The organism is Streptomyces sp. DSM 42067 (assembly GCF_055792885.1).
In genome coordinates, this window is the sequence record NZ_CM147706.1 from 108156 (window position 1) to 122400 (window position 14245).

The following is a 14245-nucleotide window of genomic DNA, read 5'->3' on the forward strand; positions in this document are numbered from 1 at the left end:
CAAATCATTGCTTCGCATGAAGAGATGTACCATCGGTGCATGGCTCAGAAACCGGCACCTCTTCGGGAGCAGACCCGCTCGGTGGTTCGCGCGCTACTCGCCCGGACCGCCCTCGAACTGTTCGCCGCCAAGGGGTACGACGACACGACACTTGAGGAGATCGCCGCCGCAGCGGGGGTCTCCAAACGGACCCTGTTCAACTACTTCCGCAGCAAGGAGGACCTCGCGCTCAACGGCCTGTCCGAGCAGGGGGAATTGATCGCCGCGCGGCTCGCCGAGCGCCCGGCCGACGAGGACCCGTGGACGTCGCTGCGTGCGGCGTTCCAGGTGCTTGAGGAGATCGACGTCACGGCCGAACGCCGGCTTGAGATGATCACGCTGTTGTTCGGCAATGAATCCCTGCGCGCCGGCCACGCCGAGAAGCAGGCCCGCTGGCAGGACCTGTTCGCACCGCTGATCGAGCCGCGCCTGCCCGACTCCGACCGCCGCGCCCTGCAGGCGCGCGCGATCGCGGCCGCGGCGATCACCTGCCTCCAGGCGGCGACAGAAGAGTGGATGCGCCTGGGCGGACAGGCCGACCAGTTCGACCTCTACGACGCAGCGGTGCAGGCGATCCGCCGCCCCGCCTGACAATCAGAGAAGAAGATGACATGACCGATCGCCTGCCCGCGGCGGACCTGCCGAATATGGCCGCCGCCCTCCGCGCCGAACGCGCCGAAATGCTGAACTTCACCAGCAGCCTCACCGACGACGAATGGACCGCGCCCAGCGCCGCAGCCGGATGGCGCATCGCCGACGTCGTCGCCCACATCGGTGCGACGGCACGGAGCTTCTACACACCCGCCGGAATGCGCACCATCGTCGCCGCCAGCCTCGAACAGGTCAACGAAGACCCCGTCGACCGACGGTGGAACTGGAGCCGTGCCAAGGTGATGGCCGAGTACCAGCGCGCCAGCCGGCGAGCCACCACACTCCTCGACGTCGTCAGACGCACGCCCGCCGCCCGAGTACGGGTACCGCTGGCCGAACTCGGCCGCCACCCCCTGGCCCTGATGATCGCCGGCGCACTCGTCTTCGACCATCACACGCACCTGCGCCACGACATGGCCCCAGCGCTCGGCCGGCCCGTGCCGTCCACCGATGCGGACAGAATGCGCGCGGTCCTGACCTGGATGATCGCCGTACTGAGCAACCAGGTCGCCAAGGCGCCGGTCGCCGGACTCGACGCCCGCGTCGCCCTGACGCTCACCGGCCCCGGCGGCGGGACCTGGTGGTTCGACGAGGCCGGCGGCCTGGCTCCGTCCGACGGCGCGGTCGCCGCGCACGTCACCGCCCCCGCGCTGACTTTCCCCGACTGGGGCACGCAGCGCTCGTCCTGGCGCGACAGCGACGTGACGGTCACCGGCGACACCGAGCTCGCCGCACGCTTCCTCGACGCCGTCAACGTCATCTGATCGGGGCACGGGAAGCCCGCCTCCCAGGCAGCCCCGGACCGCTTGTTCGCTACTTCTGGTGACGGCGAGTTCTGGCCGAGGTGCCTCGGCTTCGAGCACACTCCGGTCGCTCCGGACGTGCTGGTGGAGCGGGCAGTTGACACCGCGTGGGAGCACGGGCGGTTTCGTCACGGCGCGCGGTATCTCCGACTGAGGCCGGATCTACCGCCCGCGACCTCTGGACCTGGGCGCTGACCTGGTCGTACTCGGCCTGTAGCCCGGTCAGACGGGCCCGCGCCGCACGTGCCTGGTGGCGAGCGTCGCGCAGAGCGGCGAGCGCCTGGCGGTCTTCGGCGCCGGGCGCCGTGCAGCGGCTTTCGCATGCGACGTGGAGTCCGCCGTGGGCCATCACGCCGGATGACGGCGGCCGCTCGCCGGGCCGGAGGTCGATGACCTGAGCCGGGCCGCTCGTCCACTCGCTCGTCGAACGGGGCCGGTTCGATGAGGACCTGCCCCCGTTCGTCGACGTTGACCAGGTCCCACAGGTCGAGCCCGTGGGCCAGTCCCACTCGTCCGTCGGCGTACCCGTAGTGGCGTGGCCGGTGTCGTACAGGTCAAGGACCTCGTGACCGATGCCTCGTCGTCGACGTAGGCGCGCTCGGCGCGGTCCAGGCACCTGCCCACGGGGTTCACCGTGGCTCCGCCAGGGCCTGCCGGCGGCGTCCGCCGGGGTGCGGGCACGGGGCACCGAAAGAAGCGGCGCGAGGTCGAGCCGCTTGTCCATCTCCAGGCGGAAGGTCCCGTACGGGTTGATGTTCGACCAGAACTGCGCGGTCAGGCCCCGCCGGTCCTCGTCCGAGAGCTTCTTCGCCCAGGCCGGTTCGGCGAGGACCTGCTGAAGCAGCAGGGTGTTGACGTGCACGAGCGCGGACTGGAGCAGATGCAGGGCGAGCATCGAAAGGCTCGGCCTGGACCCAAAGCCCGGGCTCCGACTGGCAGACGAGTGGGGCTGCACGCCGGATTCTGTATGCAGATGGACTTCTGCTCGGACAAGCGCTCGAGCCCCACGCCAAGGGTTGGGGATCGAGCTGGCCCGGTATCGGCAACGGCTGACCATGACCGCTGCGAGCCTGAAGTAGTCCCACTCCGAGCACTGCACTTCCCCGAACCTGCTCACCTTGGATTCCCACTCCGAGGTGAGCGAACCGTCTGGTGCGGTCGGCAGTGCGTCGTGATGGATCGTCCAGCAATGCCTTGGCCGGAGACGCAGGGCCTATCGGAAGGCGACTATGTGGCGCTGGGCCCAGTCGGCGAAGGTGCGGGGCGCGCGGCCGAGGACCCGTTCGACGTCGGGGCTGATGCGCTGCTCGGAGGGGGTGGGCTCGCCCAGGATGGTCAGGGTGGTCTCGACCACGGACTCGGGCATGAACCGCAGCATCTGCACGCGCGCCTCGTCGCGTGTCTGCTCGATGAACCGGACGGGTTCGCCGAGTGCGTCGGCAATCGCCTCGGCCCGCTGGCGGGGCGTGCTGAGGGCCGGACCGGTCAGCTCGTAGATCTGTCCGGCGTGGCCGTCCTCTCGCAGGGCTACGGCGGCGACCTCGGCGATGTCGTCCGGGTCGATGGTCGGCAGACCGATGTCGGCGAACGGCGCGGCGGCGATCCTTCGGGCGCGGACCGACTCGGCCCAGGCGTACGCGTTGGAGTTGAAGCCACCAGGCCGCAGGATCGTCCAGTCCATGCCTGACTGCTGGACGGCGTCCTCGATGGACCGTCCCAGGTCCCCGTGAGAGGCCGAATGCGGTCGGGTCGCGACTCCTTGGGAGGACAGCAGGACGACCCGCCCGACGCCGCCGGCCTTGGCGACATCGAGGATGTCCTGGGGGCTCAGCAGGTGCGCGCTGGGGCCGCCGCTTTGCAGGAACAGCGCGTCGGCTCCGTTGACAACGGGCCGAAGGCTCTCAGGATCGACCAGGTCCGCCCGCATGTACTGGACGCTCTCCGGCACGTCCGCGTCCGAGATCCGCCGGGATGTCGCGGTCACCTGCGCACCGGCTGCCGCGAGGGTCTGCACGAGCGATCGGCCGACGTTGCCGGTCGCCCCCGTCACTACAAACATGAACAACTCCCGTGTCGATTCAGCATGGTTGTCGCCGCCCGAGCAGGCGGGACCGCCGCGGAGACCTGCTCTCCGGGCGACACGGGGACGCTAACACCGTCGATATAGTAGGTACCTACAGGAAAGTGACTATCCCGAGGGGGCGTGCATGGCCGGCAACGCTGACTGGGTGGCATCCGCTGCGACGGACCCGGAACTCGCCTGTCCGACCAGTGCGGTCGTGGACATCGTGTTCAGCCGGTGGACCACGCCGATCCTGTGGACTCTCAACATGCATGGTCGGCAACGGTTCGTCGAGCTGGAACGACGGATCGGCACGATCACCCCAAAGGTACTGACCCAGCGGCTGCGACAGCTGGAACGCGACGGCATGGTCGTGCGTACGTACCACCCGGAGGTCCCCCCTCGGGTCGAGTACGAGATCAGCGAGCTGGGCCGCAGTCTGGCCCCACTCTTCGCGCACCTCGCCGAATGGGCTGCCGGCAACCTGGACAAGGTCGAGCAGGCCCGGCACGACTACGACACCGATCCACCCCGGTAGCGCGTCAGCGAGAGGCTGGTCGCGTGAGGTAATCGCACTGTCCTCGATGATCCACGGACGCTGTCATGCCATGTAGTACCGCTCCGCTCCACACCTGCTCCATATGGGTGAACGGATGATATGGGTCGTCACTGACAACGGGAGTGTGACTCGTCACGCTAACTGTCGTGTCGGCGAGGTATCTGTCGTGATGACTGTCGGCCCCTGGCGCTCTGCCCGGTAGCGTCCGGCTCCATGGGTGATGTGAAGATCGTTGTTGAGCGCCGGTACGCCCCCGACCCGATCGACTACCAGCGCCTCGTATGGCTGGTCGAGTCCACCGGCGAACGCGTCGTGCTCACTGAGGCCGACGTGCCAGTGAGTGTCCTGTTCCCGGCGGGGGTGGTGGCCGAGCTGGAGCACTGGGCCCGTGCCGACTACTCCACACCCGCACCGATATCGCAGGAAGAGGAAGAGCAGGACTCGAACGAGCCGACGTGGGACGTTGGCCGACTCCAGGTCGAGCCGTTGGCCGGCCCGCAGGAGTACGGTCCCTACATCCGGTACGTGCGGGCCGATGGCAGGCGCTTGAGCTTCGCCCGGAGCGGGATGGTGGTGGCCGTGCAGCTGACCGCCGACGAGGCGGCATGGCTTGAGGACAAAGCCATGCACACGCGCCAGGGATACATGGACCCCAAGCAGGCAGCGGCATTCGAAGAGTTCCTGGCCCGACAGTCACCGGTCGGCGAGCAGTGACGTTGAGACGGGCCCAGGCCAACTGGGGGCACCGACGAAAGTATCCTGGCAGCACCGACGAAACGGTCGGCATCGTGATCACGATGCCGACCGTTTCGCTTTTCCTTTGTCCTCTGTCATCCGATCGAGGCGTTTGACAGCGAACCCAGCCACTTCGGCTTCTATGACAGTGAACCTGGTCGGGTTCAGCAGGCACTACTCGGGCAGAGGACGGTCGTCGATGACGTTCTTCATGACCAGGGTGGAGGTCAGGCGCTGAACGCCCGGGAGTCGGGCCAGCTGCGCGTCGTAGAGCTGTTGGAAAGCGGCCAGGTCGGTGGTGGCGACGCGCAGGAGGTAGTCGGGTTCGCCGAACAGGCGCTGGGCCTGGAGCACATGCGGGACGGCGGTCACGGCCGCTTCGAAGGCGGTGACGGTGTCGGGGTCCTCCCAGCGCAGGGTGGCAAAGACGAGGGCCTCGAAGTTCAGACCGACGGCGGCCGGGTCGACCACGGCGCGGTAGCCGCGGATGGCACCCTCGCGTTCGAGATCGCGCAGGCGGCGGTGACAGGGCGAGACGCTGAGCTGCACGCGGGCGGCCAGCTCGGTGACCGTGAGACGGCCGTCCAGCTGCAGCTCGGCAAGAATCTTCCGGTCCAAGGTATCCATGTAGAAGATTCTCCCCGCAAAGGCGCGATCATGGGGTAAATTCAGGAACACCTTCGGGCAGATCCGACCTAGCCTTCCTCACGTAACGCAAAACGTGAGAGGGATCGATCCATGGACACGACCACGCTGGCGGCATTCCTGGCAGTGGACCTCCTGCTGGTGTTCACCCCGGGCGTGGACTGGGCCTATGCAATCTCGGCGGGTCTTCGGGACCGTTCGGTCGTCCCGGCAGTCGCCGGGCTGATAGCCGGACACGCGGCATACGCGCTGCTGGCTGTCGCGGGCCTGGCGGTGATCGTGGCGAACTCCCCGGCCCTGCTCACCGTGCTGACCGTGGCCGGGGCCGGCTACCTGGTGTGGCTCGGCTGGGGCGTACTGAGGCAACCGGCCGCCTTGACGGCCACCGAGGAGACCATGGGCTCCTCCCGCTTGCGCATCATGCTCAAGGGAGCCGGGATCAGCGGTCTGAACCCGAAGGCGCTGCTGCTGTACTTCTCACTGTTCCCCCAGTTCATCACCCCAGCAACGGGCTGGCCGGTCGCGGCGCAGACCGGCCTGCTCAGCACGCTGCACATCACGGCCTGTGCCGTCGTCTACCTCGCCGTCGGCGTCCTGGCCCGCACCGTCCTGAAGACCCGGCCCTCAGCCGCCAGGACCGTCACCCGGGCCTCCGGCGCCATGATGATCGTCATCGGCGGCTTCCTGCTGGTGGAACGCCTCGCCAGCTGACGAGCCCATTCCACTCCACTCGATACAGGCACGAAGGAGAGCACGTACGTGGAAGAGCAGACGCAGCAGGAACAGGCGAGCCCCGCGGTCAAGAAGCGCGTCATGAAAAGCTTCGACCGGCAGGGCCTGATGATCCATCTTGGCGCGCGCCTCGCCCACATCGGACCCGGCCGCGTACACATCGAACTCCCGGCCCGTCCAGAGGTGACCCAGCAGCACGGCTACGTCCACGCCGGCGCCACCAGCGCCATCGCGGACAGTGCCGGTGGCTACGCGGCACTCACGCTGCTCGACGAGGACTCCGAGGTCCTCACCGTCGAGTACAAGATCAACCTCCTCGCGCCCGCCGCCGGCGACCACCTTGAGGCGATCGGCACCGTCCTGAAGTCCGGACGCACCCTGACCGTCTGCCAGTTGGAGGTGTACGCCGTCCGGGGGGACGACGAGCGGAAGCTCATCGCCAACGGCCAGCAGACCCTGATCCGCGTGAACCGGCCCGCCCAGTGAGCCAGCAGCCGCCTCTGCCGTCCTGGCTGACGTGGTGGCAGCACCCCTTACCCGCCAACACCCTGCTGCTGCACGGACGGCGACCAGCCCTGATCAGGCACCCGCTCCCGGCCGCCCCTCTGACAGCGAAGTTAGTCGCCGCACGTCAGAGGACCGCTGTCGACTAACTTCCTTGTCCAAGGACATCCTTGCAGGTCAGGCGGGGTGTTGGGGGATCGCGGACTGTCGTCGGCCTTCAGGTCGTCGGCAGTCATGGGTCTGCGGTTGTTCGCGGGGTGAAGGGCCCGGCCGGGGCAGAGGGTCGGGTCAGCATGCGGGTGTGAGGTACCCCACCCTGCAGCACTAATCCGGTGTGCAGCCGCGGAGGATGTACGCGAGCACGTTGTCCAGCCCGTGCTGGCTCATCTCGGGTGGCAGCATGCCGCTGACCGTCATGCCGACGTAGCCGTGGAGGGTCGTGAAGACGGGTAGGGCGACCTGTTCCAGCGGGCCCTTTCGCACCTCGCCCCGACGCTGGCCGTCACCGATCAGTTCGACGATCTGTCCGGCCCAGCGCTGGGCGCTCGCGCGCAGTTCCTCGGACGCCTCCGGGCCGTGCTTGACCGAGTACATCAGTCAACCGGAAGCGGCATCCTCACCGCCGCTGCGGCCCAAGCCGCCGCTCCTGGCACCGGGGTCCGCCCCGGCCGGGTGCCGCTGACCCGGGAGGAGCACCGTGCCGTCGTGATCGGTTCGGGCTTCGGCGGTGGAGTGACGGCCCTGCGGCTGGCGCAGGCCGGCGTGCCGGTCACGGTGCTGGAGCGCGGCCGCCGCTGGGTCACCGGCCCGAATGTGGACACCTATTCCACCGTGTCCCATCCCGACCGGCGCCTGCTGTGGTACGGCACCACGCCTGAGGCGGCCCGGCCGGTGCAGCAGCTGGTGGGCAGGCCGCTGGGCCTGGACCCGTACGTCGGGCTGGTCGAGCCGGTCCTGGGCGACAACCTGCTCGCGGTGTGCGCGGCCGGTGTCGGGGGCGGCTCGCTGGCGTACCAGGGCATGACGCTGCAGCCCTCGCGCGAGGTCTTCCAGACGTGGATGCCCCGGGAGTGGGACTACGGGCTGCTGGACCGCGAGTACTACCCGCGGGTGGCACGGATGCTGCGCGTTTCCCCGGCCCCCGACGAGCTGCTCGCCACACCGACGTACCAGGCGGCCCGGATCTTCCGGGACCGGGCCGAGCGGCACGGGTTCCCGGTCGAGAAGGTCCCGCTGCCCGTCGACTGGAACTACCCCCTGGCCGAGACGCGCGGGGAGATGAAGCCCGCGTACACCAGTGGCGACACCTGGTTCGGCATCAACAACGGCGGCAAGCACACCGTGGATCTCACCTATCTCGCGCAGGCCGAGGCCACCGGCCGGTGCCAGATCCTGCCCCAGCACCAGGTCACCTCCGTCGCCCGCGGTACGGGCGGCCGCTGGACCGTCCACGTGGACCGCATCGATGAGGCGGGCCGCATCCTCGAGCAGAAGATCCTGACCACGAACGCCCTGGTGATGGCCGCCGGCAGCATCAACACCACGCGGCTGCTGGTGCGCGCAGCCGCGCTCGGCGACATTCCCGGCCTGCCCGACGAAGTCGGCCGCGGCTTCGGCACCAACGGCGACCGCATCTACCTGTGGACGGACCTCCTGGACGACTTCGGCGCCCAGCAGGGCAGCCCCGTCACCTACGTCGCCAAGACCTGGGACGAACCACGCACGGCCACCACGGCCTGCCAGTTCTCCCTACCGCCCTTGTACGGCGTCAACTCCCGTTCCACGCTCCTTCTGGGGATGGCGGTAAGCCCCGACCGGGGCAGGTGGACGTACAACGGCCTGACCGACACGGTGAACATGCACTTCCCGCTGACCGGTGACCGCGCGGCCGGCCTGACGACAGCGCGGCGCGTGCAGGCGATCACCGCGGGCCTGGGCACCGTCGCGGACATCAACCTTGCGGTGAACTTCACCGTTCATCCGCTCGGCGGCGCCTGCGTCGGCCCGGTCGCCGACCCCTACGGGCGGGTGCACGACCAGCCGGGCCTGTACGTCCTGGACGGGGCGCTGATCCCGGGCACGACCGCGGCCTGCAACCCCTCGATGACCATCGCGGCCGTAGCAGAGCAGGCGTTGGACAACATCATCGCGCAGGACCTGGGCACGACGATCTGAATCACCCCGGGCCGCACGCAGGCTCGAAACTCAAGAGCGTGTCGACCAGCCGATTCCTCCCCTCCGCGACCTTCCCCTGCCCTGCGGGCAGGAGGAGACTCGACCGCCCCTCGGCCCGCAGTTCCGGCACACCGCCCCCGCGGCAGACGATCACCTGCTCTCGATCACGCCACCCCAGTGACCAGCAACTTCCGGATGAACCGACCTCATCGTCCGCGGGCATGCCTGCATCACCCTGCCTTCCGCCGGCGCATCCTGTCGGGCCCGTCAGTCAGTGCCGCCTCCGATGCCGGCAGCAGCGCCTGGCCGCCGGTCCACGGATGATCAACGTCGAGGGCGACACGGCGACGCGGGCCCGCCTGCTCCAGGCCCTGGCGGCGCGGTGGCACCAGCTGCCGGCAACCACGTTACGCAGAGCCTTGCCAGACGGGCTGGCCCCGGGGGGTAGTGCCACCGGGCCGGGAGGCACCGGTCGACCGCTGATAGGGGCATGGTCGACAGGGGGCAAAAGTCATGCCGGGCCCGGAGGTCGCGACGCGACGACGGAGGAGGAAGCCGTCACCGCCACCACCACGGTCACGGTCTGCGCCTCCCCCACCCGCGAGCAGGCCTGGCGCCTGAACGCCCTCACCGCCACCGGCACCATCGTCTGTCTCGCCGACGGCCCGGCCGCCGGGCACAGCTGGGCCCTGCGCGTCGACGGCCGCGGCCGGGTCAGCGCCCCGGAGCTCGACCTGTCCGCGGACTCGGCTCCGCTCGGCAGGGCCGTCGCCGCGGCTGTCCGCTCGGACCGGCGCCGCACGCGCCGCGCACCGGAGCAGCAGCGCCGCTCGAGACCGCCGTCGAGCCGCGCACCGGAGCGGCACGTGCCCGAACCGGCCGGGCGTTCGGAGCTCTCGGAGCTGTCCGAGCTCGTCGAGCAGCCCACGCCCGCAGCGCCGGCCCCGGCCCGGACCGTCGCGGGTGCCGACCTCCTCCGTCGCGGGTGCCGACCTCCTGTCCGAACCGGCCTCGGCCCGCACCCGCCGCGCCGAGGCGTCGTCCACCGGCGGGGAGTGACCCGCCCGCCAGGCTCCGCCGTAGTCCTGCACCGCAGCCCCCTTGCTCGCCCCGCGAACCACCCCCGAAGGGGAGACATGAAACTCCTCATCACCACCGTCGCCGACGGCGATCCCTCGAGCCGTCAGGACGTCGCACTGAGCGCCGACGCCGCCACCCCCGTGCGGGACGTCGCCAAGCACCTGCCCCGGCTGCGCGCCGACGACCCGGCGTCGGTGCCGGACAAGGCGCCCGTCTGCTACCTGGGCGACGACCCGCTGTCCCCCGGAGCGCCCTTGGCCGGTACGCCCGTCATGGACGGCAGCGTCGTCGGCCTCGGCGCGCCCGTCCGCCGGGCCGGCGCGGAGTACGGACCCCAGCCCGATCCGCACGGGCCGCCGGCAGGCCGGCGTCGCGGCGGGTCGCCTCGCCGCGCGGCCGGCCTGGCCCTCGACCGGGGAGAGCAGCGGGGCGACCTGCGCTGTGCGGCTGCCCGGAATGCCTGACGTGACGTGGGACATACATATTTGCCCCCGTTGCGGCTAGCTTGATGTGCTGCCCTGAACACAGCGTTGCGTCGTCGGGTGCACCGTCCTATCGATCGTCCAGGAGACCCATGCGACCCCGAATACCCTCCGTCCCAGTACCTTCCGTACCGCGAATAACCTCCCTTCCGCCCTTCGCCCTGGCAGGCGGTGCCCTGACCGTCGGCCTCGGTGGGCTGTATCTCGCCGGGCTGCTGCTCACGGGCGGGGAGATCGAAGCGGGTACGACGGTACGCGGTGTGGACATCGGGGGCCTCAGCCGTGCGGAGTCCGCCCGGAAGCTGGAGGAGGACCTGGCGGCGGCCGCATCGCAGGAACTGGCCGTGAAGGTCGGCGACCGCAAGGGCATGGTCGACCCGCAGCGGGCCGGACTCGCCTTCGACGCTCAGCAGACCGTTGACCAGGCGGCGCGCACCGGTGTCGATCCGTTCAGCGTGATCGCCGGGTTCTTCCGCTCAGGCGGTGCCATCGACCCGGTCGTACGCGTCGACGAGGACAAGACCCACGCTGCGCTCGGGGAGCTGGCGAAGGCACTCGACCAGAAGGTCCGCGACGGCGCTGTCACCTTCGAACGCGGGCAGGTCAGGGAGGTCGCCCCGCGCATCGGGTACGCGCTGGACGTGGACGCCGCGGTCGGCGTCCTGCGAACCTCCTTCCTGCGTGGCAAGGCGGCGGACTCGGTCACGGCCCTGCCCGCCCGCGAGACCAGCCCGAAGGTCACGGCGGCAGAGGTGCGGCGGGCGGCGCACGAGTTCGCGCGGCCGGCCATGTCGGCGCCCGTCGCGCTCACCGCGGGCGGCAAGCGGTTCACGATCAACCAGGCCGTTCTGGGCGAGTACCTGACGATGCGGCCGGACGGCACGGGCAGGCTGACGCCGAAGCTGGACAGCAAGGGCCTTCGCGCCGCCCCCGCGGTTGCCGAGCCCTTGGCCGGTGTCACCGGCAGAGCCGAGAACGCAAGGCTGCGGCTCGACGGGGACGAGGTCGTGGTGGCCGACGACGGCAGATCCGGCGCAGAGGTCACCGACAAGGCCCTGAGCGAGGCCGTGCTGCCGCTGCTCACCAAATCGGGCGCCGAACGCACCGGCGAGGTGGCCACGCAGCGGATCCAGCCGGAGCTGACGCGCGAGAACGTCGCGCAGCTGGGGCTGAAGGAGAAGATGTCCTCCTTCACCGTCAACTTCGAACCGGCCGCGTACCGCACAAGGAATGTCGGCCGGGCCGTGGAGCTCATCAACGGCTCCGTCGTGATGCCGAACGAGACCTGGAGCCTCAACCGGACCGTCGGAGAGCGAACCGAGGCCAACGGCTTCGTCGAGGGCATCATCATCCTCAACGACCAGTTCACGAAGGCGTCCGGCGGTGGTGTCTCCTCCGTGGCCACGACCGTCTTCAACGCGATGTTCTTCGCCGGGGTCAAGCCCGTGGAGTACGGAGCCCACTCCTTCTACATCGAGCGTTACCCGGAGGGTCGTGAGGCCACGGTTGCCTGGGGCAGCCTGGACCTGAGGTTCACCAACGACTCCGGCAACGCCATGTACATCCAGGCCGAGTCGACCGACACCTCCGTGACCGTCACCTTCCTCGGCACCAAGAGGTACGACGAGATCAGGTCGGTCAAGGGGCCGCGAACCAATGTGAAGCAGCCGGCCCAGAAGGTGAGCACCGACAAGAAATGTGTCCCGCAGACCCCGCTCGAGGGCTTCGACGTCACGGTGAAGCGGGTCCTCTACAACGACGGCAAGGAAGTGAAGCGGGAACCGTTCCGCACCCGCTACACCCCGCGAGACGAGATCACCTGCGAAGCGAATGACCTCCGGTGATCTGACAGCGGCCGACCTGGCCTGACGGCCGGCCCAGGTCGGGGTCGTGTGCCCCGCATCCGTTGCCCCTCTTCGGCTTCTTGGGCACGGACGGCGGTCAGATAGGCCAGAGCCGGCATGCGGCTCGGTAGAGCGTCTCGGAAACTCTCTGTGTGCCTGAGGGTTTCAGGCTTTTCGGGCGCGGCGTGGCTGTGTGCCGCCACGGTGGGGTGACCGGGCAGCACCGTCCAGAGGATCCCGGCGGTTGTGAGGAGGAGCACCACCGCCGCCACGGCGGCGGCCCGCGTGGTGCGCTGCCTCAGCACTGAAGCGGGCGACGCGGCCGCTTCAGTCATCTGCCACGCAGTAGCCAAGCACCGTGCTGACAGCCTCGATGTCGAGGGTCGTCCCAGGATCCTGGGCACCGGTCAGTTCGGAGAGCAGGTGCCCGGGGGTGGGGCGTCGCTCGGGTGATCTGGACAGGGCCGACGTCAGCAATTCCTTGAGATGAGCGGGAACTCCGTCAAGGTCGGGTTCCTCGTGCAGGGCCCGGTGGAGCACCGCCTCGGCCGGTCCGGTGCCGAATGGCGGCCGTCCGGTCGTGGCGTAGGCGACGGTCAGCGCCCACGCGAACACATCGGCCGGATGTCCGGCTTATGGCGCCGCTGCAGCATCACTTCGAACTCAAAGGCTGGTCCGAAGTTCTGGTCGTGGTCCGTTTCTGGACCATCCAGGGCATGTGCGTCATCGTTGGTCTCGGCCTGTTCTATGCAGGTTGGGCGGTGGGCTGAGACGGGACTTTCTGTTCAGGGTGCAGTCCGTGGGCGGCCTCACCGCTCAGCTCACTGGTGGCTGCCCCTCGTCTTCAGCCGGTAGCGGCGTGTTGCTGGGCAGCGGCCCGGGCCTTGGTGCTGGCCAGCCGGTAGGATTCGGTGCTGGTCTCGATGATGTTGCCGCCGAAGGTGAGGCGGTCGACGATGGCCGTGCAGAGCCGCGGGTCAGTGAAGGTTTTCGTCCACCCATCTGGGGCTGGCACTTGTTCCCTCACAAGAGTTGCCGCTGCCACCTGGCCATCCTGAAACTTATTCCTTCGTGCGCGGGTGGCGGCACCCTGTGACGGCGGGGAGTGCCGGATGCGCGTGACCAGGAGAACAAGACTGGCTCCGTGCGTAGTGCGTCGTTCTCGAAGCATCGCGCAGGCCGCCGATGCGACGGCGCTGACCCGCACCGGCGTCGCGATCGGGACCGTGGGTTATATGGCACCGGAACAGGTTCGCGGGCAGGGATCATGAACAGCGCCCACACGACGAACAGCACCGGCCCGATGGTCCAGCCGAAGTCGGTGACGAATGACAGCCTCAGGGAGGCCGGGGTCTGGCCGCGGTCGTCCGCGAACTGGACGGCCAGCACAGCGAACAGGATGCCGACGATCAGCTGGCCGGACATCTTCGCCCCGGCCCGCAGACCCAGCGAACGCCGCTTGACGATCTTGATGTAATCGTCCAGGAATCCGACGACGCCCATGCCCGCCATCAAGAACAGCACCAGCAGGCCCGGGTAGGTCACGCCCTCGCCAGTGACGACCTTGGTCAGTGCGTACGCGATGTGAGTGGCCAGGATAAAGGCGATGCCGCCCATCGTCGGCGTTCCACGCTTGCCGTGATGGCCCCGTGGCCCGTCGTCCCGGATGAACTGCCCATACCCCTTGCGAGCCAGCAGCTTGATCAGCAGCGGCGTCCCGATCAGGGTCAGAAAGAGGCCGATGGCCCCGGCGAACAGGATCTGATTCATCGGACGGCTGTCTCCCCCTCGGCTACGTTCCCGCAACGGGGCTGCCTCACTGGTATCGCTGGCTACCCCAGCTCACACCTTATGCAGACTCGCCATCGCCGTAAGCTGACGGGTAGTTGACACAGACGATCACGCTGACGGCCCTGAACCCGAAGCGTTGCTGA

The 14245-nt window shown here is 69.0% G+C and carries 14 protein-coding genes and 3 pseudogenes; 10 read left to right on the forward strand and 7 right to left on the reverse strand.

All coding sequences use genetic code 11. The annotated features are described in order from the left end of the window. Window positions 1–39 precede the first annotated feature (39 nt). On the forward strand, window positions 40–630 hold the full coding sequence (locus ACSMXV_RS00610) for a TetR/AcrR family transcriptional regulator (protein ID WP_473175726.1): 591 nt from the start codon (window positions 40–42) through the stop codon (window positions 628–630). A 20-nt stretch (window positions 631–650) separates the two neighbouring features. Next, entirely contained in the window at window positions 651–1454 is an 804-nt protein-coding gene (locus ACSMXV_RS00615; protein ID WP_473175727.1) for a maleylpyruvate isomerase family mycothiol-dependent enzyme, read from the forward strand. 49 nt (window positions 1455–1503) lie between these two features. Here the strand turns inward: ACSMXV_RS00615 and ACSMXV_RS00620 are convergent, their stop codons facing one another. Both ACSMXV_RS00620 and ACSMXV_RS00625 read right to left on the reverse strand, forming a co-directional pair. Further along, a complete protein-coding gene (locus ACSMXV_RS00620) occupies window positions 1504–2388 on the reverse strand; it encodes a Tn3 family transposase (RefSeq protein WP_473175728.1) in 885 nt (294 codons plus the stop codon). A gap of 318 nt (window positions 2389–2706) precedes the next feature. Next, complete coding sequence (locus ACSMXV_RS00625; RefSeq protein WP_473175729.1) at window positions 2707–3552, reverse strand: NAD(P)H-binding protein; 846 nt, start codon at window positions 3550–3552, stop codon at window positions 2707–2709. A 148-nt stretch (window positions 3553–3700) separates the two neighbouring features. On the opposite strand from ACSMXV_RS00625, the gene ACSMXV_RS00630 reads away from it, so the two are divergent. Together ACSMXV_RS00630 and ACSMXV_RS00635 are read left to right on the forward strand one after the other, a co-directional pair. After that, entirely contained in the window at window positions 3701–4093 is a 393-nt protein-coding gene (locus ACSMXV_RS00630; protein ID WP_473175730.1) for a winged helix-turn-helix transcriptional regulator, read from the forward strand. A 234-nt stretch (window positions 4094–4327) separates the two neighbouring features. Then, entirely contained in the window at window positions 4328–4828 is a 501-nt protein-coding gene (locus ACSMXV_RS00635) for a type II toxin-antitoxin system Phd/YefM family antitoxin (protein ID WP_473175731.1), read from the forward strand. A 195-nt stretch (window positions 4829–5023) separates the two neighbouring features. Here ACSMXV_RS00635 and ACSMXV_RS00640 read toward each other — a convergent pair whose 3' ends face one another. Beyond that, window positions 5024–5476: an Lrp/AsnC family transcriptional regulator gene (locus ACSMXV_RS00640; protein WP_473175732.1), complete on the reverse strand. Its 453-nt coding sequence runs from the start codon at window positions 5474–5476 to the stop codon at window positions 5024–5026. A 111-nt stretch (window positions 5477–5587) separates the two neighbouring features. On the opposite strand from ACSMXV_RS00640, the gene ACSMXV_RS00645 reads away from it, so the two are divergent. Together ACSMXV_RS00645 and ACSMXV_RS00650 are read left to right on the forward strand one after the other, a co-directional pair. Beyond that, entirely contained in the window at window positions 5588–6205 is a 618-nt protein-coding gene (locus ACSMXV_RS00645) for a LysE family translocator (protein ID WP_473175733.1), read from the forward strand. 48 nt (window positions 6206–6253) lie between these two features. Further along, window positions 6254–6712: a PaaI family thioesterase gene (locus ACSMXV_RS00650; protein ID WP_473175734.1), complete on the forward strand. Its 459-nt coding sequence runs from the start codon at window positions 6254–6256 to the stop codon at window positions 6710–6712. 342 nt (window positions 6713–7054) lie between these two features. Here ACSMXV_RS00650 and ACSMXV_RS00655 read toward each other — a convergent pair whose 3' ends face one another. After that, window positions 7055–7324, reverse strand: coding sequence for a hypothetical protein (locus ACSMXV_RS00655; protein ID WP_473175735.1), 270 nt, complete (start codon window positions 7322–7324; stop codon window positions 7055–7057). Between ACSMXV_RS00655 and ACSMXV_RS00660 the strand changes: the two genes are divergently transcribed. From ACSMXV_RS00660 to ACSMXV_RS00670, 3 genes are all read left to right on the forward strand, one after another. Then, on the forward strand, window positions 7307–8905 hold the full coding sequence (locus ACSMXV_RS00660) for a GMC family oxidoreductase N-terminal domain-containing protein (RefSeq protein WP_473175736.1): 1599 nt from the start codon (window positions 7307–7309) through the stop codon (window positions 8903–8905). The genes ACSMXV_RS00655 and ACSMXV_RS00660 overlap by 18 nt on opposite strands. A 320-nt stretch (window positions 8906–9225) precedes the next feature. Further along, window positions 9226–10449: a hypothetical protein gene (locus tag ACSMXV_RS00665; RefSeq protein ID WP_473175737.1), complete on the forward strand. Its 1224-nt coding sequence runs from the start codon at window positions 9226–9228 to the stop codon at window positions 10447–10449. Between the two features lie 110 nt (window positions 10450–10559). Then, the gene (locus tag ACSMXV_RS00670) at window positions 10560–12311 is read left to right on the forward strand and encodes a VanW family protein (protein ID WP_473175738.1); all 1752 of its coding nucleotides are present in this window, start codon (window positions 10560–10562) and stop codon (window positions 12309–12311) included. Window positions 12312–12638: 327 nt separating this feature from the next. On the opposite strand, the gene ACSMXV_RS00675 is transcribed toward ACSMXV_RS00670, so the two are convergent. Continuing rightward, window positions 12639–12926 (reverse strand): hypothetical protein, encoded by a 288-nt coding sequence (locus ACSMXV_RS00675; RefSeq protein WP_473175739.1) that lies wholly within the window; start codon window positions 12924–12926, stop codon window positions 12639–12641. 20 nt (window positions 12927–12946) lie between these two features. On the opposite strand from ACSMXV_RS00675, the pseudogene ACSMXV_RS00680 reads away from it, so the two are divergent. After that, window positions 12947–13081 (forward strand): annotated as a pseudogene (locus ACSMXV_RS00680) (phospho-N-acetylmuramoyl-pentapeptide-transferase); the annotation flags it as partial. A 74-nt stretch (window positions 13082–13155) separates the two neighbouring features. On the opposite strand, the pseudogene ACSMXV_RS00685 reads toward ACSMXV_RS00680, so the two are convergent. After that, window positions 13156–13311: pseudogene (locus tag ACSMXV_RS00685) on the reverse strand (ATP-binding protein); the annotation flags it as partial. Between the two features lie 257 nt (window positions 13312–13568). Further along, window positions 13569–14081: pseudogene (locus ACSMXV_RS00690) on the reverse strand (MraY family glycosyltransferase); the annotation flags it as partial. Between the last annotated feature and the right edge of the window lie 164 nt (window positions 14082–14245).

Bases quoted from the DNA above. Each gene is read 5' to 3' on its own strand.
- ACSMXV_RS00610 (WP_473175726.1), top strand. From the start codon at position 40: ATGGCTCAGAAACCGGCACCTCTTCGGGAGCAGACCCGCTCGGTGGTT.
- ACSMXV_RS00615 (WP_473175727.1), top strand. From the start codon at position 651: ATGACCGATCGCCTGCCCGCGGCGGACCTGCCGAATATGGCCGCCGCC.
- ACSMXV_RS00620 (WP_473175728.1), bottom strand. From the start codon at position 2,388: ATGCTCGCCCTGCATCTGCTCCAGTCCGCGCTCGTGCACGTCAACACC.
- ACSMXV_RS00625 (WP_473175729.1), bottom strand. From the start codon at position 3,552: ATGTTTGTAGTGACGGGGGCGACCGGCAACGTCGGCCGATCGCTCGTG.
- ACSMXV_RS00630 (WP_473175730.1), top strand. From the start codon at position 3,701: ATGGCCGGCAACGCTGACTGGGTGGCATCCGCTGCGACGGACCCGGAA.
- ACSMXV_RS00635 (WP_473175731.1), top strand. From the start codon at position 4,328: ATGGGTGATGTGAAGATCGTTGTTGAGCGCCGGTACGCCCCCGACCCG.
- ACSMXV_RS00640 (WP_473175732.1), bottom strand. From the start codon at position 5,476: ATGGATACCTTGGACCGGAAGATTCTTGCCGAGCTGCAGCTGGACGGC.
- ACSMXV_RS00645 (WP_473175733.1), top strand. From the start codon at position 5,588: ATGGACACGACCACGCTGGCGGCATTCCTGGCAGTGGACCTCCTGCTG.
- ACSMXV_RS00655 (WP_473175735.1), bottom strand. From the start codon at position 7,324: ATGTACTCGGTCAAGCACGGCCCGGAGGCGTCCGAGGAACTGCGCGCG.
- ACSMXV_RS00665 (WP_473175737.1), top strand. From the start codon at position 9,226: ATGATCAACGTCGAGGGCGACACGGCGACGCGGGCCCGCCTGCTCCAG.
- ACSMXV_RS00670 (WP_473175738.1), top strand. From the start codon at position 10,560: ATGCGACCCCGAATACCCTCCGTCCCAGTACCTTCCGTACCGCGAATA.